Below are 20,249 nucleotides of genomic sequence, written 5' to 3' on the forward strand. Positions count from 1 at the left end.
CACCATGACCACCCAGGCCGCCGAAGTCGCCAAGCGCCGCACGTTCGCCATCATTTCTCACCCGGACGCCGGTAAGACCACCATCACCGAGAAGCTGCTGCTGATGGGCAAGGCCATCGAAGTGGCCGGAACCGTGAAGTCGCGCAAGTCCGACCGCCATGCCACCTCCGACTGGATGGAGATGGAAAAGCAGCGCGGCATCTCCATCACCACCTCGGTGATGCAGTTCCCCTACCGCGAGCACATCGTCAACCTGCTCGATACCCCCGGCCACGAAGACTTCTCCGAAGATACCTACCGCACCCTCACCGCCGTGGACAGCGCGCTGATGGTGCTCGACGGCGGTAAGGGCGTCGAGCCGCGCACCATCGCCCTGATGGACGTGTGCCGCCTGCGCGACACGCCCATCGTCAGCTTCATCAACAAGCTCGACCGCGACATCCGCGACCCCATCGAGCTGCTCGACGAGATCGAGGCGGTGCTGAAGATCAAGGCCGCGCCGATCACCTGGCCGATCGGCTGCTACAAGGACTTCAAGGGTGTCTACCACCTGACCGGCGACTACATCATCGTCTACACCCCGGGCCACGGCCACGAGCGCACCGAGGCCAAGATCATCCGGAATCTGGACTCCGACGAGGCGCGCAACCACCTGGGCGACATGTACGAGCGCTTCGTCGAGGAGCTGGAGCTGGTGCAGGGCGCCTGCCACGAGTTCGAGCCCGACGCCTTCCTCAAGGGCGAGATGACCCCGGTGTTCTTCGGCACCGCGCTGGGCAACTTCGGCGTCGACCATGTGCTCGACGCCGTGGTCGACTGGGCACCGCGCCCGCTGCCGCGCGCGGCCAACGAGCGCAGCGTGGAGCCGACCGAGGAAAAGTTCTCCGGCTTCGTGTTCAAGATCCAGGCGAACATGGACCCGAAACACCGCGACCGCATCGCCTTCATGCGCATCTGCTCGGGCAAGTACACCCAGGGCATGAAAATGCGCCACGCGCGCCTAGGCAAGGACGTGCGCGTCGGCGATGCGCTGACCTTCTTCTCCAGCGAGCGTGAGCATCTGGAAGAAGCCTACGCCGGCGACATCATCGGCCTGCACAACCACGGCACCATCCAGATCGGCGATACCTTCACCGAAGGCGAGAACCTCGGCTTCACCGGTATTCCGCACTTCGCCCCGGAACTGTTCCGCCGCGTGCGCCTGAAAGACCCGCTGAAATCCAAACAGCTGCGCCAGGGCCTGCAGGAACTGGCCGAGGAAGGCGCCACCCAGGTGTTCTTCCCCGAGCGTAATAACGACATCATCCTCGGCGCGGTCGGTGTGCTGCAGTTCGACGTGGTCGCCAGCCGCCTGAAAGAGGAATACAAGGTCGAGTGCGCCTACGAGGCGATCAACGTCTGGTCGGCGCGCTGGATCGAGTGCAGCGACGAGAAGAAGCTCAAGGAGTTCAAGGACAAGGCCTATGAGAACCTCGCCGTGGACGGCGGCGGTCACCTCACCTACCTGGCCCCGACCCGCGTCAACCTGAGTCTGATGGAAGAGCGCTGGCCGGACGTGAAATTCCGCGCCACCCGCGAACACCACTGATCAAGAAAACGGCCCGCTTCGCGGGCCGTTGTTCATTTCGCCGCAAGCTCGCCTGCGCGACTAGTAACGGAAGCGCCCGACGATACCGTGCAGACGTTGCGAGTTCTCACCGGCATGGCGCCCACGCTGCAGGGTGTTTTCCGCCAGGCTCACGCTGCGCGCGGCCTCCTCACCCAGGTTGGCCACGCGCTGATTGATCTCGTCGCTGACCTGCGACTGCTCACGCGCGGCTTCGGCAATCTGCTGGCTGCTACGGGAAACGGCCTCGACCAGCCCGCCGATGCTGCCCAGTGTCTTGCCGGCCGTTTCGGCCTGCGCCACACCCTTCTCGGCATGCTGCTGACTGGCATGCATGACATCCACAGCCTGGCGCGAGGCGCCCTGCAAGCGCTGGATCATGCTGTCGATCTCGGCGGTGGATGCCTGCGTGCGACTGGCCAGGGTCCGTACCTCGTCAGCTACCACGGCGAATCCACGCCCCTGCTCGCCCGCCCGTGCGGCCTCGATGGCGGCATTGAGCGCCAGCAGGTTGGTCTGTTCGGCGATGGTGCGAATCACCTCCAGCACGCCGCCGATTTCCTGGGTATGGGTCTCCAGTTCGCTGATCACCCGCGCCGCACTGCCCACCTCACCGGCCAGTTGGCGGATGTCATTGATGGTGCTGTCGATCACCTTGAGCGCCGAACGCACTTCGCGGTCGGCCTCGGCGGTCTGCTCCGAGCTGCCACGCGCGTGCTCGGCCACGCCCTGCACGGTCACTGACATCTGGTGCACAGCGGTGACCACCTGATCGATCTCTTCACGCAGTACGCCAGCACTGCGCTCGGAGGCCTGAGCGTCGCTGATCAACTGCCCGGAAGAATGCTCCAGGGTACCGGCCACCTCACCGACGCTGGCGATCTGCTGACGCAGGTTGCGACTAAACAGATTGAAGGCGTCGACCACCGCGCCAATCTCGTCCTGGGCCTCGCGATTGATCTCACGCGTCAGATCGCCGGAGCCGGACGCCAGATCCTGCATCGAATGATTGAGCCGGCGGATCGGCGGCAGCACGCGACGATTGATCAGCAGCAGAGCGGCGAAGACCACCAGCCCAATGGCCACCAGCGCGACCAGGGTCACCAGGTGCAGTTCTTCCAGCAGAGAGGCATTGCTGGCACGAACCTCGGCGAACTCCTTGCTAAGTGGTTGCTGCAGTTCGTTGAAGCGAGCAATCACCGCAGCCGATTGTGCGTCGAAGGCCTCCATCACCACGTCCCCTGCCTGCTTGCCCTGCTGGCTGTAGGCCTGAAACATCCGGCGGCCGGTTTCGTCGAGGCGATCCACCGGTTCGTTGAGTGCGACAAGCTGGTCAGCATAGGCCGGCAACAGTGCACGCAAATCTTCGACCAGCGCCTTCGCCTCACGGTAATGCTGCGCCGCCTCGGCGGCAGGCTCGTTCTCCTGGGTGAGGCTGGCATCGGTGTAGAACTGCTGCACCTGGGCCAGGTGGTAGCGCAGCTCCTGGGTTGCTTCACGCGCCTCGCTCAGTTGCGCAGCACGCCCCTCCCCCAATTCCACCTGATCGATTTCCAGCGATATCCAGGTCGCCAGACCCAGCATCGTCACCAGAATGAAAAGCGCACTACCCCACATCAAACGCGTAATACTGACGTTCACGTTCACTCTCCGGAGATTCGAACTGCACAGATTATCGGCAGGCGTTGCACCCACCTGAGCATGCGCGCGCAGTATTACTCAGCGCCGGGTCGAGGAGCCATATCCAGTACTAAAGAAGTAGGCCCGCCACAGGCGAGGCGGGCCAGGGGAAACTCGCTCGATGCCCGCGAGACTACTCGGGCGCATCGTCCTCCAGCGTCCAGGCCACCAGCGAGTCGCCCATGCGCGTGCCGAACGAGCCGTGGCCGCCGGCCATCACCACCACGTACTGCTTGCCGGTCTTGCCCGACACGTAGCTGATCGGCGTGGCCTGGCCACCGGCTGGCAGGCGGTCTTTCCACAGCTCTTCGCCGGTGCGCAGATCGTAGGCGCGCAGGTAGTAATCCAGCGTGCCGCTGAGAAAGCCCAGACCGCTGGCGGTGACCAATGGGCCGCCAAGGTTCGGCACGCCGACGCTCAGGGGGATGCCCAGCGGCGCGCTGTCACGGCTGGTGCCGTTCTTGTGCTGCCAGACCTTCTCCATGCTGCGCAGATCCACCGCGGTCACGTAGCCCCATGGCGGCGCCTGGCATGGCAGGCCGAGGAGTGACAGGAACGGCTTCAGGCTGACCATGTAAGGCGCGCCGCGATTGGGTTGCAGACCGGTTTCGCCGCCGCCATGGCGAACGTCCTGCCCGTCTTCACGTTTGACCAGGCGCGAGACGAACGCCAGGTAGTTGGGTGCGCCAAAGAGGATCTGCCGCTGCGGATCGACCGCCACCGACGGCCAGTTGAACACCCCGACGTTGCCCGGATAGATCAGCGAGCCCTGCTCCGATGGTGGCGTGAAGTCGCCCTCGTAACGCAGGCGGTGGAACTGGATGCGGCAGGCCAGTTGATCGAATGGCGTGCCGCCCCACATGTCGCGCTCGCGCAGCGGTTCCTGCGGCGCATAGCTGAGTGCTGATGCCGGCTGGGTCGGCGCGGTGAAATCGCCCTCCACCGTGCCCTGCGGCACGGGATGTTCGGTGACTGGCACGATGGGTTTGCCGGTACGCCGGTCGAGCACGTAGAGATCGCCACGCTTGGTCGGCTGGATAAGCGCCGGCACCGGCCCGTCGGGGCCGTCGATCTCCACCAGCGTCGGCTGCGACGGCAGGTCGCGATCCCAGAGATCATGATTGACCGTGCGCAACTCCCAGCGCACCTTGCCGGTGGCCAGGTCGAGCGCCACCAATGCTGCGGTGAAGCGTTCGGCTTCGGGGCTGCGCTGCACCGCCCACTGGTCGGGCGTCTGGTTGCCCATGGGGATGTAGACCAGGCCAAGCGCTTCGTCCGCGGTGGCGATGGTCCAGGAGTTCGGCGTACTGCGCACGTAGGTTTCACCGGCCGGCAGCGGCTCGGTGGCATCCGGGCGGCCGGGGTCGAAGTTCCACACCAGCTTGCCGCTGTTCACGTCATAGGCGCGGATCACCCCGCCAGGTGAATCCACCGAGCCGTTGTCAGTCACCGCACCGCCGATGATCAGCAGATGCTCGGTGACCACCGGCGGCGAAGTGGGCAGGTACACGCCCAGCGCGCCGTCGCCCAGGCCGACCTTGAGGTCGACCTTGCCGCCCGCGCCGAAATCCTCGCAGGGCTTGCCGTCGTACAGATCCAGCGCATACAGGGTGGCGTCGGCGGTTGGCAGGAACAGGCGCCGGGTACAGCGTGGCTCGCCCTCGGCAGCCAGCGCCGCCACATCGCCCGGCGACGGCTGGGTGTAGGCCGTGGCGTCGTGATAGGCCAGGCCCCGGCAGGTCATGTGCTGGTAATACTCGGCGTCGCGATTGATCTTCGGATCGAAGCGCCAGCGTTCCTGGCCGGTGTCGGCATCCACGGCGATGGCGATGCTGTGCGGGGTGCAGATGAACAGGTTGTCGCCGATCTTCAGTGGCGTTACCTGATTGGTCAGCTCGCCGGGGTCACCTGCACCCGGCAAGTCGCCGGTATGAAATTCCCAGGCCTTTTTCAAACGCCCCACGTTCTGCGCGTCGATCTGCTGCGCGGCGGCGTAACGCTCGCCGCGTCGTGCACCGCCATAGGCTGGCCACTCAGCGGCCGCTTTCGCCTCGCTTGCCGCCATGCGCTCGGCATCGAAACTACCGGGTAGGCGATGATAGTCCTGAGTCAGCGAATAACCGGCCATCGCCGCGCCGAGCAGCAAACCCAGCGCCAACAGCCCGCTGGGGCCATCGCGCCACTGACCACGCGTGCCGATATGCCGGTTGACGAAAGGCAGCAACAGCCACAGGCCGAACACGCACCACAGGTCGATGCGCGGTGCGATCTGCCACCAGTCGAAGCGCACCTCATAGATCGTCCAGGCCAGACTGGCCAGCAATATCAGGGCATATAGCCACAATGCCGCACGCAGGCGACGATGAATCAGTACGCCCACCAGCAGCAAACCCAACCCAGCCAGCAGGTAGTACCAGGACCCGCCCAGCCACAGCAGGTATGCCCCGCCAACGGCCAGCAGCGCGCCCAGAGCGGCAGCCACCCAGGCCGTCAGTGTGATACGCAGGGGCTGCGCCTTGTTGTTCTCGCTCATTGCTCGCTCCCCGATCCAATGCCCCGTCCAGAACAGGGCCATGATCTGTGGATGCAAAGTTAAGCAGAGAGTTCAGCGACGCTGCGCACAAGGCGGAAATTGCAGGCTCGCATACTGGCGGTCGCTAGCGGACTCTTCTGAAGCACGCAGGCTGACCGGTGGCTAATTGATCAACAGGCGAGCCTCTTTCACCGTGCAGGACAACCGAACCACAGCCGGTTGCGCCAACAGCCGTTCGGCAATGGCCGGCTCCAGCTCGGTGCGGATGCGACGTGTCAGGGCGCGCGCACCGAAGCGGACATCGTGCTCGCGACACAGCCAGGTGCGGGCACTCTGCTCCACATGTAGCGAGCGGCCCTGGCGCCCCAGGCGCTGGTTGAGCTTGTCCAGTTCGATGTCCAGCAGCGCTTCGAGCCATTGTTCGTCGACACGCTCGAACACCAGGATGCGGTCGAGACGGTTGAGCCATTCCGGCTCGAAACGCTCGTGCAGCACCTGCTCCAACAATGCACCCTCGCCCTTCGGTGCCAGTCCTAACCAGCGTCGCCAGCCGCGAGCGAAGCGCTCGCGGTAGCGCTGCGCCTGCTGCGCACCGACGTTGCTGGTCATGAAGATCAGGCTGTTGCGGAAATCCAGGGTACGGCTGCCGGCAGTCAACGTCAGGCGGCCATGTTCGAGAATGCCGAGCAGGCTGCGCAGCACTTCCGGGCTGGCTTTCTCCAGCTCGTCGAACAGCACGATACCGGGCCGGCCGAAGCTACCGGCGATGGCCTCGGCATCGAACAGCGTGGTGCCCTCCTTGCTGCCAACGTAACCAGGCGGCGCACCGGTCAGGGCCGCGGCGTAGTGCTCCTGGGCCAGGGTGTGCATGTCGATGCGGCACAGGGCGTCGGCGCGGCCATGAATGGCCTGCGCCAGCAGGCGCACGATCTCGGTCTTGCCGACACCGGTCGGGCCCATGAACAGGTTGACCGCCAATGGCCGCTCGCGCTCGCCGATATCGGCCTTGACCACCTTGAGCATGGCCTCGACCTGCGCCAGCACCACGTCCTGGCCGACGATGCGCGAACGCAGCAAGGCCATCACGGTAACGGGCTCGAAGAGGAAGCGTGATTGCAGCCGGGCAACGCCCTGCTGCTCAAGGCGCTCGCGGTTGCTGTCGATCAGGTCGTTGGCGAAGGGCATAGACCGCCTCGATTTGATGACGGGGTTGCTGAAATTACGTGGGAGGGGCTTTAGCCGCGAAAGAGACAGTCGCGGCTAAAGCCCCTCCCACCGTATTCATCCGGCGGTGCGTTCCTTGCCAGGATGCGGCAACTCACCGACTGGACAGTCAGCCACGCCGATGGTCGAGCGGGTGAGTTTCTCCACGTCTTCCTGGGCCTTCTGCGCATCCAGCACCCAGGTGCGGTAGAACTCGAACGGGCAATCAGCCACGCCCTTGTCGCCATCACCGGAGTTGTAGACGCCGGTGTAGCCGCGATGGAGCAGCTTGAACAGGTGGTTCTGCGACTGGTCGTTGGCCCGTGCATCACGAATCTGCGACACCGACAGCTGGGCGTACTGGATGCCCATTTCTTCCTCGCCACATTCGCCCAGGGTGCGGCCGTCGAAGCCGATCAGCGCCGAGTGCCCGAAGTAGCTGTACACGCCGTCGAAGCCGGTGGCGTTGGCCACCGCCACGTAGCAGTTGTTGGCCCAGGCCATGGTCTTGGCCATCAGCACCTGCTGATCCTTGGCCGGGTACATGTAGCCCTGGCAGCGCACGATCAGCTCGGCGCCTTTCATGGCGCAGTCGCGCCAGATTTCCGGGTAGTTGCCGTCGTCGCAGATGATCAGGCTGATCTTCATGCCCTTGGGGCCTTCGGAGACGTAGGTACGGTCGCCCGGATACCAGCCCTCGATGGGACACCAGGGAATGCACTTGCGGTAGCGCTGGACGATCTCGCCCTGGTCGTTGATCAGGATGAGGGTGTTGTACGGTGCCTTGTGCGGGTGTTCCTCGTGACGCTCGCCGGTGAGCGAGAAGATGCCCCAGGTCTTGGCCTCGCGGCAGGCGGCGGAGAAGATCGCGGTTTCCTCACCAGGGATGGTGGCGGCGGTGGCCATCATCTCGTCCTTGTCGTACATGATGCCCATGGTGCTGTACTCGGGGAACACCACCAGGTCCATGCCGGGCAGGCCGAGCTTCATGCCCTTGATCATCTCGGCGATCTTGCGCGCGTTGTCGAGCACTTCGGTCTTGCTGTGCAGGCGCGGCATCTTGTAGTTGACGACAGCAACGCCAACGGTATCAGGGCTGCTGGAAATATCGCCGTGGCGCATGGCTGTATGTCCTCCGGTTGACTGCTTGTTTGTGGGAGCGGCTTCAGCCGCGAAATGCTCTATGTGTCGCTGGTTATCGCGGCTGAAGCGGAATGCCGCCCAGCCGCTCCTACGGAACGTTCTGCGAACTGGGTTCCCGCCTGCGCGGGAATGACGGTGACAACCCGCGTCCCCCCGCGCAGGCGGGGCCCCAAGAAACAGCCTCAGTGGCTGATCATCCACGGCCGTGTCGATGGGCTGGCCTTGAGGCCGTGGGGGTTGGCCTTGGTGCGCTCCACCGGTTTGCTCGGGCCGCAGCAACTGCAACCGGCCGGGTGCTTGCGGTTGGCCTTGTACTCTTCGAGGCTCTGCGGCGCGTGGGCGCTGCGTTCGTTGGTTTCATGGGCGCGGCGCTGGCTGCCGGCCATACTGGTCAGCCCCGGCGCGCTGAGGATCACTCGTTCACTGAGGCTGTCGCAGTGCGGGCAGGCGCAGGCCACATCGCGCTCGGCCATTGGCCGCAGCACGCTGAAGTCGCCGCAACTCGGGCAGTCGTATTCGTAGATGGGCATGACTGGTTCCTCGCAAAAGATAGGACGACGGCGCATTGTGGGAGGCGCTTTAGCGGCGATTGTCGCGGCTGAAGCCCCTCCCACAGGCGGGTAGCTCACTTGTCGTAGGCGATGGGCAGGTCGATGCTGCCGTCGAGGAACTTGGTCGGGCCGCTGGCGCTGGGGTTGATGTCGAACTCGAAGATGTCGGTCGGCAGCCACAGCGTGGCGCAGGCATTGGGAATATCGACCACGCCGCTGATATGCCCCTGCACCGGCGCCGAGCCGAGCAGCGAGTAGCCCTGGGCCGGCGAGTAGCCGAACTTGGTCAGGTAGTTGATGGCGTTGAGGCAGGCCTGCTTGTAGGCCAGGTTGACGTCCAGGTAGTGCTGCTTGCCGTCGTCGTCGACCGAGATGCCTTCGAAGATCAGGTAGTTGTTGTAGGTGGGCACGATCGGGCTGGGCTTGAAGATCGGGTTCTTGATGCCGTACTTGGCCATGCCGCCCTTGATCAGCTCGACCTTCATGTGCACCCAGCCGGCCATCTCGATGGCGCCGCAGAAGGTGATCTCGCCGTCGCCCTGGCTGAAGTGCAGGTCGCCGACCGACAGGCCAGCGCCATCGACGTAGACCGGGAAGAAGATCTTCGAACCGCGCGACAGATCCTTGATGTCGCAGTTGCCGCCATGCTCACGCGGCGGCACGGTACGCGCGCCGGTGGCAGCCGCCAGGTCGCGAGCCTCGCCCTGCATCTTGCCCATGTGCGCGGTGCTGGCGAACGGCGGGTTGGCCAGCGGCGGTACGCGGGTCGGGTTGGTGTCGATCAGCGCCTGCTCGCGCTTGTTCCACTCGGCGAGCATCTTGTGATCCGGCAGGCAGCCGATCAGGCCGGGGTGGATCAGGCCGGCGAAGCGCACGCCGGGAATGTGCCGGCTCTTGGTGAACATGCCCTCGAAGTCCCAGATCGACTTCTGCGCCGAAGGGAAGTGGTCGGTAAGAAAACCGCCGCCGTTGTTTTTCGAGAAGAAACCGTTGAAGCCCCAGAGCATGTCCTGCTTGGCGCCGATATCGAGCAGCTCGACGATCAGCAGGTCGCCTGGCTGAGCGCCTTTCACACCCACCGGGCCGGACAGGTAATGCACGGTGGACAGGTCGACGTCGCGCACGTCGCTGGCGTCGTCGTCGTTCTTGATCGCACCGCCGGTCCAGTCGTAGGTCTCGAGAATGAAGTCATCGCCCGGGTTGACCCAGCAGGCCATGGGAATGTCCGGGTGCCAGCGGTTGTGCACCTGTTCGTTATCGGTAGCAGCCTGGTTGAGGTCGACCTTGATCAGGGTATCGGTCATGACTGAGCTCCATAAGACCTGTGAGGAATGCCGGCCTGTGCCGGGGTACGGAGCCAGTCTCGAATGCGCAGAGAAATCGGCCAATACGTTGGATGACGTATGCCCGGAACGCCGACCTTACGGGGCCTGCAGGCATTTTTCGCGGACGCGAAAAAGCGGCCGGTGCATGGAGAACACACCGACCGTAAAGCGTAAAAACCAAGCGCTTGCATCTTCGTAGGAGCGGCTGGGCGGCATTCCGCTTCAGCCGCGAATGGCGAGGGATTCGCGGCTGAAGCCGCTCCTACGTCGACTACGCAGAAACCTACACCGACAGATACCGGCTGATGCTCGCCTCGTCGACCTTGTCGCGGGTTTCCTCGACCACGAACTTGCCCTTCTCGATGACCAGAAAGCGGTCGGCGATTTCCATGGTGAACGACAGCACCTGCTCGGACACCACGATGGTCAGGTCACGCATGTTGCGGATCTCCTTCAGGCTGCGGGCGATGTCCTTGATGATCGACGGCTGGATACCCTCGGTCGGTTCGTCGAGCAGCAGCACCTTGGGGTTGGTGGCCAGCGCGCGGGCGATGGCCAACTGTTGCTGCTGGCCACCGGAAAGATTGCCGCCCTTGCGGTGGCGCATCTCGTGCAGCACCGGGAACAGCGCATAGAGGTCATCCGGCACCTTGCCACCAGCGGAGGCCGGCAGGCCGGTCTGGATATTTTCCAGCACGGTCATGTGCGAAAAGATCATCCGCCCCTGGGGCACATAGGCGATGCCGCTCTCCACCCGCTGGTGGGTTTCCAGCTGCGACACGTCCTTGCCATCGATGCGGATCTGCCCGCCCCATTGCGGCAGGACGCCCATCAGACTCTTGAACAGGGTGGTCTTGCCCATGCCATTTCGGCCCATCACCGCGACGATTTCCTTCTTCGCCACGTCGAGGTTGAGCTCGTGAAGTATCTGGCTCTGGCCGTAGCCGGAGGCGAGGTTGCTGATCTGGAACATAGATGGCTCCTTGCTGAGCGAGTCCCGGATTTCATCCGGGCTACAGAAACGACCGACCCGGATCAATGCCCCAGGTACACCTCGATGACCTTGGGATTGCTCTGCACCGCCTCCATGCTGCCCTCGGCCAGCACCTTGCCCTGGTGCAGCACGGTGACGCGGTGGGCGATGCTCTTGACGAACTCCATGTCGTGCTCGATGACCAGCACCGAACGGCCCTGGCTGATGCGATTGAGCAGTTCGGCGGTGGCCACCCGCTCGCTGACGCTCATGCCGGCCACCGGCTCATCGAGCATCAGCAACTGCGGGTCCTGCATCAGCAGCATGCCGATCTCCAGCCACTGCTTCTGCCCGTGCGAAAGCAGATCGGCCTGCCGGTGCAGGTGATCGCCGAGCATGATCTCCTGCGCCACCTGCTCGACCCGCTCGATCACCTCTTGCGTGCGCTTGAAGAACAGCGCGCCGAACACCTTGCGCCCGGCCGGGTAGGACATCTCCAGGTTCTCGAACACCGTCAGGTTTTCGTAGATCGACGGGTTCTGGAACTTGCGCCCAACACCGGCGCGGACGATGTCGTACTCACGCATCTTGGTCAGCTCACGGCCGTCGAAATCGATGCTGCCGGCGGTGGCGCGGGTCTTGCCGCAGATCAGGTCGAGCACCGTGGTCTTGCCGGCCCCATTGGGGCCGATCACCACATGCACTTCGTTGCGGTCGACGTAGAGGTTGAGATCGTTGACCGCCTTGAAGCCGTCGAAGGACACGGTAAGCCCCTCGATGGCCAGTACCGGCTTGGCGGCCTGAAAGCCTGCTGGGCTGTTCATCGCGTAGTCTCCAGTTCAGGGGCAGGACGTTTGCTTGGCGTGCTCGCAGGGGGCACAGGCGGCGCAGCGGCAATCGACGCCTGTGGCTTGCGCTGCACGCGCGCCAGCCAGCGCTTGCCGTGGCTGTCCCACAGGCCGGCAAGCCCATTGGGGAAGTACATCACCACGACGATGAACAACCCGCCCATCAGGTACAGCCACAGTTCGGGGAAACTCTCGGAGAAGTAGGTCTTGCCGAAATTGACCAGCAGCGCGCCGTACACCGCACCGAGCAGTGACAGACGCCCACCGACGGCGGCGAAGATGACCATTTCGATCGATGGCACGATGCCGACGAAGCTTGGCGACATGAAGCCCACCTGCAGGGTGAACATCGCTCCGCCGATACCGGCGAACGCCGCGCCCACGCAGAACACGAAGATCTTGAAGCTGGCCACGTCGTAGCCGGAGAAACGCACCCGCTCTTCCTTGTCGCGCATCGCCAGCAGCAGGCGGCCAAGTTTGGAGGCGATGATAAAACGGGCGATGAGAATGCAGCCGATGAGCAATGCCGCGCTGACGAAATAGAGGATCAACCGGGCCTCGTCGCTGCGGATGTCCCAGCCCTTGAGCGTACGCAGGTCGGTGATGCCGTTGACCCCACCGGTCAAGCCCTGCTGGCCGATGATCAGTACGGTGAGAATCAGCGCGATGGCCTGGGTGACGATGGAAAAGTACACGTCGCCCACGCGCCGCTTGAACATCGCCAGGCCGATCACCAGCGCCAGCAGCACCGGCACCGCCACCACGGCGATCAGGGTGAAGCTCAGGCTGTGGAAGGGCTCCCAGAGCAGCGGCAGTTCGGTGATCTGGTTCCAGTCCATGAAGTCCGGAATACCAGGGGTGGACTGGATCTTGGTGCTTTCCGGGTCGGATGCCTCGAGCTTGAGAAACATCGCCATGCAGTAGCCGCCGAGGCCGAAGAAGATGCCCTGGCCAAGGCTGAGGATGCCGCCGTACCCCCAGCACAGCACCAGACCAACGGCGACGAAGGCGTACGTCAGGTACTTGCCCACCATATTCAGGCGAAAGGCATCCAGCGCCAGCGGAAACACCACCAGGATCAGCGTGGCGAGCAAGGCCAGGCCGATGGCGCCCTGCTTGCCGCCGAGCAGTTTGTCGAGTGTCGGATTCATCAGAAGCCCTCCGTGCAGACAAAAAGTCGCTTCGAACCGTAGTGAGCAGCTCCAGCTGCAAGAAGCCCGGAGCGCAGCGACGAAGGCGTACACACAGTACGTCGAGCAAATGAGCACCGCGCGCCGCCGCAGATGGAGCGCGCAGTAGGTTGAAAGTGACTGTTCATTTGCGCACCTTGATGGAGAACAACCCCTGCGGGCGCAGCATCAGGATCAGCACCACGGCGGACAGGGTCAGCACCTTGGCCATCGAACCGCTGGTGAAGAACTCCAGCAGCGATTGCGCCTGGGCGATGCTGAACGCCGAAGCGATGGTGCCGAGCAGGCTGGACGCACCGCCGAAGACCACCACCAGGAAGGTGTCGACGATGTACAGCGAACCTGCGGTCGGCCCGGTCGAGCCGATGGTGGTGAAAGCCGCGCCAGCGACGCCGGCGACACCGCAGCCGAGGGCGAAGGTCATACGGTCGACGCGCTTGGTGTTGATGCCCACGGAACGCGCCATCACCCGGTTCTGCATGGTGGCGCGCACCTGCAGGCCCCAGCGCGAGCGGTAGAGCATGATGAACAGCAGCACGGTGAGCAGCAGGGTCAGGCCCATGACGAACAGGCCGTTACGCGGAATGTCGATGGCCTCGGTCGGGTTCCAGGAGCCCATCAGCCACTCCGGCAGCGTGGCGCTGACTTCGCGCGCACCGAAGATCGAGCGAAAGCCCTGCTGCATCACCAGAGACAGGCCCCATGTCGCCAGCAGGGTGTCCAGCGGACGCTGGTAGAGCTTGCTGATCATCGCCCACTCCACCAGCCAGCCGATGGCGCCGGCGATGAAGAACGAGAGGATGATCGCGAGGAAGAAGTAGTAAGGCCCGAAGGCCGGTGCATAGCTGGAGGTCAGCGAGGACACCACGAAGGTGGTGTAGGCACCGATGGTGAGAAACTCGCCATGGGCCATGTTGATCACGCCCATCTGCCCGAAGATGATCGCCAGCCCCAGCGCCATCAGCAGGAGAACACAGAACACGGACAAGCCGTTGAACCCCTGCATGGCCGCGATGGCGCCGAATTCCGATAGCCATTCCATGTTGATGGTCTCCAATAGAGAAGAGAAGGCCTTGTAGGAGCCGGCTTGCCGACGATCCAGCGATCGCCGGCAAGCCATGCACAGGTGTTACTGGTAGCCTTCCGGGAAGGGATTCGGCTCGATCAGGTCGGACTCGTAGACCACCTTGAACTGGCCGTCCTTCTGCACTTCACCGATGCGGGTCTTGCTCCACAGGTGATGGTTGTCGTGCACCTTGACGTAGCCTTCCGGCGCGGTGTCCAGCTCGATGCCCGGGGAAGCGGCAACCACCTTGTCGATGTCGAAGCTGCCGGCTTTCTCCACGGCGGCCTTCCACAGCCACGGGCCGAGGTAGGCGGCCTGGGTCACGTCACCGATCACCGCGTCCTTGCCGTACTTGGCCTTGAAGGCTTCGACGAAGGCGGCGTTGTTCGGGTTGTCCAGGCTCTGGAAGTACTTCATCGAGGCGTAGAAGCCGGCCATGTTCTCGCCACCGATACCCAGCAGCTCGTCTTCGGTGACCGACAGGGTCAGCAGGGTCTGCTTGTCGGCAGTGACACCGGCGGCCTTCATCTGCTTGTAGAAGGCGACGTTGGAGCCACCGACCACGGCAGCGAACACCACGTCAGGCTTGCGCAACTTGATCTTGTTGATCAGCGAGCCGAACTGGGTGTTGCCCAGCGGGTAGTACTCTTCGCCGACCACCTTGCCGCCGAGCACGTTCTCGATGTGCTTGCGCGCGATCTTCATCGAGGTACGCGGCCAGATGTAGTCCGAGCCCAGCAGGTAGAAGGTCTTGGCGCCCTTCTCCTTGGCCACCCAGTCCAGACCGGCAAGGATCTGCTGAGTGGCCTCCTGGCCGGTGTAGATGACGTTCTTCGACTGCTCCAGGCCTTCGTAGAAGGTCGGGTAGTAGAGCAGGCCGTTTTCCTTCTCGAACACCGGCAGCACCGCCTTGCGCGAGGCCGAAGTCCAGCAGCCGAACACGGTCGCGACCTTGTCACCAACCAGCAGTTTGCGCGCCTTCTCGGCGAAGGTCGGCCAGTCGGAAGCCCCATCTTCCTGAATGACCTTGATCTGCCGGCCGAGCACGCCGCCACTGGCGTTGATCTGCTCGATGGCCAGGCGCTCGGCCTGGATCGACCCGGTTTCGGAAATCGCCATGGTGCCGGTGGCCGAATGCAGGATACCGACCGTCACCTCAGTGTCGGTCACCGCCAGGCCGGTGCTGTTGACCTCGGCGCTGGCCACATGGCTGAACAGGCTGGCGGCCAGCAGCGAGAGCGCTGCCGCCCCTACCGCCAGCCGGCGAGGAAGAAGTCGAATCGGTTGAGAGTCCATGGTCGTGCTCCTGTGCTGGTTATTCGTGCCGAACCACGCCGGCTTCGCAGCAAGGATGCGTTCGCCCCGGCAAGCGGGGTATACGCAGCATGACGTAACGGCATACGTCATCTGACGTACAGCAGCCTGCGCCAGCCTGGTGCAAGCTGAGCGCAGAAAAACCAGGCAGACAGAAGCTCACGCGCGCGCCAGAGGCCTCGCTGAGTCAGGGCATGGAAGTTGCTGAGATCTGCCGTAGGAGCGGCCGAAGCCGCCCCGACAACTCGCCCCCGACCAGGATCCGCCCGTGCAGCCAACCGGCCCCCAGCGCATCATCAAGATCCGCCGCGACTACAACGCCTGGGTCGCCGACGAGACCATGGAGGATTACGCCCTGCGCTTCACGCCCAGGTCGTTCCGCAAATGGTCGGAGCTGCGTATCGCCAACACCGCGCTCGGCGCTGTGTCGTTCCTCGCCCTGGAAGCCATCGGCGGCGCTCTGGCGCTGTCCTACGGTTTTACCAACACCCTGTGGGCGATCCTCGCGGTCAGCCTGGTGATCTTCCTCACCGGGCTGCCGATCAGCTACTACGCGGCCCGCTCCGGCCTGGACATGGACCTGCTGACCCGCGGCGCCGGCTTCGGCTACATCGGCTCGACCATCACCTCGCTGATCTACGCCAGTTTCACCTTCCTGTTCTTCGCCCTCGAAGCGGCGATCATGGCGCTGGCCCTGGAGCTCTACTTCAACATCCCGCTGGCCCTGGCCTATGTGATCTGCTCGATCATCATCATTCCGCTGGTGGCCTACGGCATCACCCTGATCAACCGTCTGCAGATGTGGACACAACCCGTGTGGCTGTTCCTGCTGGTGCTGCCCTACGTCTTTGTCATCGCCAAGAACCCCGAGGCGCTGTCGGACTGGACCAGCTTCGCCGGCCGCGAGGGCGAACCCGGCAGTTTCAACCTGCTGCACTTCGGCGCCGCCTGCACCGTGGCCCTGGCCCTGATCACGCAGATCGGCGAGCAGGTCGACTACCTGCGCTTCCTGCCGGAAAAGAACCGCGCCAACCGCGTGCGTTGGTGGACGGCGCTGCTGCTCGCCGGGCCCGGCTGGATCATTCCCGGCGCGCTGAAGATGCTTGCCGGCGCCTTCCTCGCGTTCCTTGCCCTGCAACATGAAATTCCCATTGAGCGCGCCGCCGAACCAACGCAGATGTACCTGGTGGCCTTCAACTACGTGTTCGCCTCACCACAGTGGGCGCTGGCAGCCATGGTGCTGTTCGTCATCGTCAGTCAGGTGAAGATCAACGTCACCAACGCCTACGCCGGCTCGCTGGCCTGGTCGAATTTCTTCGCCCGCATCACCCACAGCCATCCGGGGCGCGTGGTGTGGCTGGTGTTCAACGTGGCCATCGCCCTGATGCTGATGGAACTGGGGGTGTTCGAGGCGATCGAGGAAGTGCTCGGTCTTTACGCCAATATCGCCATCGCCTGGATCGGCGCACTGGTGGCCGACCTGGTCATCAACAAGCCGCTGGGCCTGTCGCCGAAGTACATCGAGTTCAAGCGCGCGCACCTCTACGACATCAACCCGGTGGGCGTCGGCGCCATGCTGATCGCCTCGCTGCTTTCGGTGCTCGCCCATGGCGGCCTGTTCGGCGACCTGGCACAAGCGGCCTCCCCGGCCGTGGCGCTGATCTCGGCCTTCCTGCTGGCACCGCTGCTGGCCTGGCTGACCGGCGGGCGCTACTACATCGCTCGCGAACGCCAGCCACACCTGCTCTACCCGCACACCGAGGCCGGGCAAGTGCAGTGCTGCCTGTGCAACAACCGTTTCGAGGAGCCGGACACCGCGCACTGCCCGGCCTACGGCGCACCGATCTGCTCGCTGTGTTGCTCGCTCGACGCGCGCTGTGAGGATCGTTGCAAGCCGCGTGCACGCCTGAGCGATCAGCTCGACGACTTCATCGGCTGGCTGTTCCCGCGGGTCTCCATCCCGCGCCTGCACAGCCGTCTGGCGCAGTACCTGGGCCTGCTGAGCCTGCTGGTGCTGATGCTGTTCGGCGCCCTGGCGCTGATCTACAGCCAGGTATCGCTAAGCCTGCTGACGCAGGAGCCGGAAGTCCGCCAGACGCTCTATCAGGCTTTTCTCAAGGCCTTCCTGACCCTCTCGCTGTTCGCCGCCATGCTCGCCTGGTGGCTGGTACTGACCCGCGAAAGCCGGCGCGTTGCGCAAGAAGAATCGGATCGACAGACCCTGCTGCTGATGCAGGAGATCGAAGCCCACCGCAAGACCGACGAAGCGTTGCAGCAAGCCAAGGAGGCCGCCGAAGCGGCCAATGCAGCGAAGAGCCGCTACGTCACCGGCCTGTCCCACGAGCTGCGCACACCGCTCAACAGCATCCTCGGCTACACCCAGATCCTGCAGCGTGACGCCGCCATGCCGAGTCAGCACAAAGATGCCCTGGCCACCATCCTGCGTAGCGGTTCGCACCTGCTGTCGCTGATCGATGGCCTGCTCGACGTGGCCAAGATCGAAGCCGGCAAGCTGCATCTGGAACTGGCGGAAATTCCCTTCCCGGAGTTCATCGACCAGCTCGAACGCATGTTCACCCCGCAGGCGGCCGAGAAAGGCCTGCGCTTTCGTCTCGAATGCATCGGCCGCATGCCAGCAGTGGTGCGTGGCGACGAGAAGCGCGTCAGGCAGATCCTGATCAACCTGCTCGGCAACGCGGTGCGCTTCACCGAGCGTGGCGAGGTGCGCCTGCGCGTCGGCTACATGCGCGAGACGGCCACCTTCGAGATCATCGATACCGGCATCGGCATCGCCCCGGAGCAGATCGAGCGCATCTTCCAGCCCTTCGAGCGCGGCGACCTGATGCGTCAGGACAACGGTGTTGGCCTCGGCCTGACCATCACCCGCATGCTCACTGCACTGATGGGCGGCGAGCTCTCGGTGCACAGCGACCCCGGCCAGGGCACCTGTTTCCAGGTGCGTCTGTTTCTCTCCGAAGTGCGTGTGCCGCAGGCGGTGGTGCACGTCGAACACGACATCATCGGCTACCAGGGTGAGCGTCGCCTGATCCTGGTGGTGGACGATCACCTCGAACATCGCCGCGTGCTCGCCGGCATGCTCGAGCCGCTGGGTTTCGAGGTGATCCAGGCGGCCAGCGGCCAGGAGGCGATTCGCCAGGGAGCGCTGCACAACCCGGCATTGATCCTGATGGACCTGTCCATGCCGCAGATGGACGGCTGGGAAACCAGCCGCCTGATTCGCCGCAACACGCAGTGCCAGGCGCCGATCATCGTGATCTCCGCCAACGCCTTTACCGACGACCGCGAACGCAGCGTCGCCGCCGACTGCGACGACTACCTGGCCAAACCGGTGTACACCCCGCAGCTACTCGAACGCATCCAGCACCAGCTCGACCTGACCTGGCTGCGCCGTACTCAGGAGCAGTCGCCACCGCCGATGGCCATAACCTTGCCGGGCAACGACGACCTGCAGGCGCTGCGCGAGTTGGGCGCGCTCGGCTACGTGCGCGGTCTTCAGCAACGCCTGGATGACATCGACCAGCGCGATCCAGCCTGCGCCGGCTTCACCGCCGCCCTGCGCCTGTTGGTAAAGAACTTCCAGCTCGACGAACTCAACCGCCAACTGAAGGAGGCCGAACATGAATGCGCCGCTCCACCAGACTGAGTCGGGCAGGCCAAGCGGCCTGCCGAGCGAACGCGGCATCATCCTCATCGTCGACGACACGCCGGACAACCTCGCCTTGCTCTCCGACGCCCTCGACGATGCCGGCTACATGGTGCTGGTGGCGCTGGACGGCAGCAGCGCGCTGGGACGTATCCAGCGGCGTAGGCCCGACCTGATCCTGCTCGACGCGATGATGCCCGGGCTGGATGGTTTCGAGACCTGCCGGCGGATCAAGGCCGAGCCGAGCAGCACCGACATCCCGGTGCTGTTCATGACCGCCCTGACCGACAGCGAGCACGTGGTGCAGGGCTTCGCGGCCGGTGGTATCGACTACGTGACCAAACCGATCAATCCCGACGAAGTGCTCGCCAGGGTCGCCTCGCACCTGCGTACCGCGCGCACGCTCCAGTCTGCACGCGCGGCCTCGAAGCCGATCAGCCTGAGCCTCGACGATGCTCCGGCACATGCCAGGCTGTCAGCACGCTTCCAGCTCACCGAGCGCGAAGTGCAGGTACTGCGCTGGGTGGCCTGCGGCAAGACCAACCGCGATATCGGCGACATTCTCGGCCTCAGTCCACGCACGGTGAACAAGCACCTGGAGCATGTGTACGTGAAGCTCGGCGTGGAAACCCGAACCGCGGCCGCCTCGGTGGCCCTGGCGGCAATGAGCGAACGGGCATAGCGCACTACACCGGACAGATGCAGCCAGCAATTATCGAGTCGACAGGTACTCTCGCCTCAGGTAGCAGAGAAAACCGAACTTCGGAGTCAGTGCCCGATAGCCGAAATACCCGCCAACGGCTAATCTCGCACTCTCGACTACAGGAGTTCTCGATATGCGTACCGCTCTTTTCTGCCTGCTTTTCAGCGCAGGCATCGCTCAGGCTGGAGTACTGGTCAACTCGACGGTATGGGTCGTTGCACTGCAATGCGAAGGCTACCAGCATTGCTACGCGTCCAGTAACGGCTCTTATACGGGCAGCCTCAATGGGGCGCGTCGTTTTGACGATGCTGCTTCAGCCGAACGTTTCATCGGCAGTTTCACCAGCAGCATTCGTGACAAGAGTCCTCAGCTGCAGTCTATTGTCGAGCAGGTGTGCGTGCAGCCGACCGACACCCGTACCAACGGCAAACCCTGCTGAACCTCTGCACT

Annotated in this window: 15 protein-coding genes; 4 read left to right on the forward strand and 11 right to left on the reverse strand. The window is 64.0% G+C overall.

From position 1 onward, the window contains the following. Positions 1 to 4: 4 nt before the first annotated feature. The gene (locus ACN8M7_RS01795) at positions 5 to 1,588 is read left to right on the forward strand and encodes a peptide chain release factor 3 (protein ID WP_490259566.1); all 1,584 of its coding nucleotides are present in this window, start codon (positions 5 to 7) and stop codon (positions 1,586 to 1,588) included. 60 nt (positions 1,589 to 1,648) lie between these two features. Here ACN8M7_RS01795 and ACN8M7_RS01800 read toward each other — a convergent pair whose 3' ends face one another. The 11 genes from ACN8M7_RS01800 to urtA form a co-directional block, all read right to left on the reverse strand. Then, positions 1,649 to 3,223, reverse strand: a complete 1,575-nt coding sequence (locus ACN8M7_RS01800; protein WP_490259818.1) for a methyl-accepting chemotaxis protein — start codon at positions 3,221 to 3,223, stop codon at positions 1,649 to 1,651. 196 nt (positions 3,224 to 3,419) lie between these two features. Further along, positions 3,420 to 5,819: a membrane-bound PQQ-dependent dehydrogenase, glucose/quinate/shikimate family gene (locus ACN8M7_RS01805; RefSeq protein WP_490259567.1), complete on the reverse strand. Its 2,400-nt coding sequence runs from the start codon at positions 5,817 to 5,819 to the stop codon at positions 3,420 to 3,422. A 162-nt stretch (positions 5,820 to 5,981) separates the two neighbouring features. After that, positions 5,982 to 7,004, reverse strand: a complete 1,023-nt coding sequence (locus ACN8M7_RS01810; protein ID WP_490259568.1) for an AAA family ATPase — start codon at positions 7,002 to 7,004, stop codon at positions 5,982 to 5,984. 96 nt (positions 7,005 to 7,100) lie between these two features. Further along, the gene (locus ACN8M7_RS01815; protein ID WP_490259569.1) at positions 7,101 to 8,144 is read right to left on the reverse strand and encodes an aliphatic amidase; all 1,044 of its coding nucleotides are present in this window, start codon (positions 8,142 to 8,144) and stop codon (positions 7,101 to 7,103) included. 203 nt (positions 8,145 to 8,347) lie between these two features. After that, the gene (locus ACN8M7_RS01820) at positions 8,348 to 8,695 is read right to left on the reverse strand and encodes an FmdB family zinc ribbon protein (RefSeq protein WP_490259570.1); all 348 of its coding nucleotides are present in this window, start codon (positions 8,693 to 8,695) and stop codon (positions 8,348 to 8,350) included. 95 nt (positions 8,696 to 8,790) lie between these two features. Continuing rightward, positions 8,791 to 10,020 carry a formamidase gene (fmdA, locus tag ACN8M7_RS01825; protein ID WP_061240520.1) on the reverse strand — a complete coding sequence of 410 codons (1,230 nt, stop codon included), beginning with the start codon at positions 10,018 to 10,020 and terminating at the stop codon, positions 8,791 to 8,793. Between the two features lie 304 nt (positions 10,021 to 10,324). Then, positions 10,325 to 11,014 carry an urea ABC transporter ATP-binding subunit UrtE gene (gene urtE, locus ACN8M7_RS01830; protein WP_061240519.1) on the reverse strand — a complete coding sequence of 230 codons (690 nt, stop codon included), beginning with the start codon at positions 11,012 to 11,014 and terminating at the stop codon, positions 10,325 to 10,327. Positions 11,015 to 11,076: 62 nt separating this feature from the next. Next, a complete protein-coding gene (gene urtD, locus ACN8M7_RS01835; RefSeq protein WP_061240518.1) occupies positions 11,077 to 11,838 on the reverse strand; it encodes an urea ABC transporter ATP-binding protein UrtD in 762 nt (253 codons plus the stop codon). Next, positions 11,835 to 13,013, reverse strand: coding sequence for an urea ABC transporter permease subunit UrtC (gene urtC / locus ACN8M7_RS01840; RefSeq protein WP_490259571.1), 1,179 nt, complete (start codon positions 13,011 to 13,013; stop codon positions 11,835 to 11,837). The genes urtD and urtC overlap by 4 nt, the downstream gene beginning before the upstream one ends. A 163-nt stretch (positions 13,014 to 13,176) precedes the next feature. Then, the gene (urtB, locus tag ACN8M7_RS01845; RefSeq protein ID WP_061240516.1) at positions 13,177 to 14,094 is read right to left on the reverse strand and encodes an urea ABC transporter permease subunit UrtB; all 918 of its coding nucleotides are present in this window, start codon (positions 14,092 to 14,094) and stop codon (positions 13,177 to 13,179) included. Between the two features lie 87 nt (positions 14,095 to 14,181). Next, entirely contained in the window at positions 14,182 to 15,414 is a 1,233-nt protein-coding gene (urtA, locus tag ACN8M7_RS01850) for an urea ABC transporter substrate-binding protein (RefSeq protein ID WP_061240515.1), read from the reverse strand. Positions 15,415 to 15,700: 286 nt separating this feature from the next. On the opposite strand from urtA, the gene ACN8M7_RS01855 reads away from it, so the two are divergent. The 3 genes from ACN8M7_RS01855 to ACN8M7_RS01865 all read left to right on the forward strand — a co-directional run bounded on the left by ACN8M7_RS01855 (position 15,701) and on the right by ACN8M7_RS01865 (position 20,238). Further along, on the forward strand, positions 15,701 to 19,096 hold the full coding sequence (locus tag ACN8M7_RS01855) for an ATP-binding protein (RefSeq protein ID WP_490259572.1): 3,396 nt from the start codon (positions 15,701 to 15,703) through the stop codon (positions 19,094 to 19,096). Beyond that, positions 19,071 to 19,778, forward strand: a complete 708-nt coding sequence (locus tag ACN8M7_RS01860; RefSeq protein WP_490259573.1) for a response regulator — start codon at positions 19,071 to 19,073, stop codon at positions 19,776 to 19,778. Before ACN8M7_RS01855 ends, ACN8M7_RS01860 begins: the two co-directional genes overlap by 26 nt. Before the next feature lie 154 nt (positions 19,779 to 19,932). Next, entirely contained in the window at positions 19,933 to 20,238 is a 306-nt protein-coding gene (locus tag ACN8M7_RS01865) for a hypothetical protein (protein WP_490259574.1), read from the forward strand. Positions 20,239 to 20,249 lie beyond the last annotated feature (11 nt).

Source organism: Pseudomonas spartinae, from assembly GCF_965197125.1.
Classification (GTDB): Bacteria; Pseudomonadota; Gammaproteobacteria; order Pseudomonadales; family Pseudomonadaceae; genus Aquipseudomonas; species Aquipseudomonas composti_A.

Bases quoted from the DNA above. Each gene is read 5' to 3' on its own strand.
- urtC (WP_490259571.1), bottom strand. From the start codon at position 13,013: ATGAATCCGACACTCGACAAACTGCTCGGCGGCAAGCAGGGCGCCATC.
- ACN8M7_RS01795 (WP_490259566.1), top strand. From the start codon at position 5: ATGACCACCCAGGCCGCCGAAGTCGCCAAGCGCCGCACGTTCGCCATC.
- ACN8M7_RS01865 (WP_490259574.1), top strand. From the start codon at position 19,933: ATGCGTACCGCTCTTTTCTGCCTGCTTTTCAGCGCAGGCATCGCTCAG.
- ACN8M7_RS01815 (WP_490259569.1), bottom strand. From the start codon at position 8,144: ATGCGCCACGGCGATATTTCCAGCAGCCCTGATACCGTTGGCGTTGCT.
- ACN8M7_RS01820 (WP_490259570.1), bottom strand. From the start codon at position 8,695: ATGCCCATCTACGAATACGACTGCCCGAGTTGCGGCGACTTCAGCGTG.
- urtD (WP_061240518.1), bottom strand. From the start codon at position 11,838: ATGAACAGCCCAGCAGGCTTTCAGGCCGCCAAGCCGGTACTGGCCATC.
- urtE (WP_061240519.1), bottom strand. From the start codon at position 11,014: ATGTTCCAGATCAGCAACCTCGCCTCCGGCTACGGCCAGAGCCAGATA.
- ACN8M7_RS01860 (WP_490259573.1), top strand. From the start codon at position 19,071: ATGAATGCGCCGCTCCACCAGACTGAGTCGGGCAGGCCAAGCGGCCTG.
- ACN8M7_RS01805 (WP_490259567.1), bottom strand. From the start codon at position 5,819: ATGAGCGAGAACAACAAGGCGCAGCCCCTGCGTATCACACTGACGGCC.
- fmdA (WP_061240520.1), bottom strand. From the start codon at position 10,020: ATGACCGATACCCTGATCAAGGTCGACCTCAACCAGGCTGCTACCGAT.
- ACN8M7_RS01800 (WP_490259818.1), bottom strand. From the start codon at position 3,223: ATGTGGGGTAGTGCGCTTTTCATTCTGGTGACGATGCTGGGTCTGGCG.
- urtB (WP_061240516.1), bottom strand. From the start codon at position 14,094: ATGGAATGGCTATCGGAATTCGGCGCCATCGCGGCCATGCAGGGGTTC.
- urtA (WP_061240515.1), bottom strand. From the start codon at position 15,414: ATGGACTCTCAACCGATTCGACTTCTTCCTCGCCGGCTGGCGGTAGGG.
- ACN8M7_RS01810 (WP_490259568.1), bottom strand. From the start codon at position 7,004: ATGCCCTTCGCCAACGACCTGATCGACAGCAACCGCGAGCGCCTTGAG.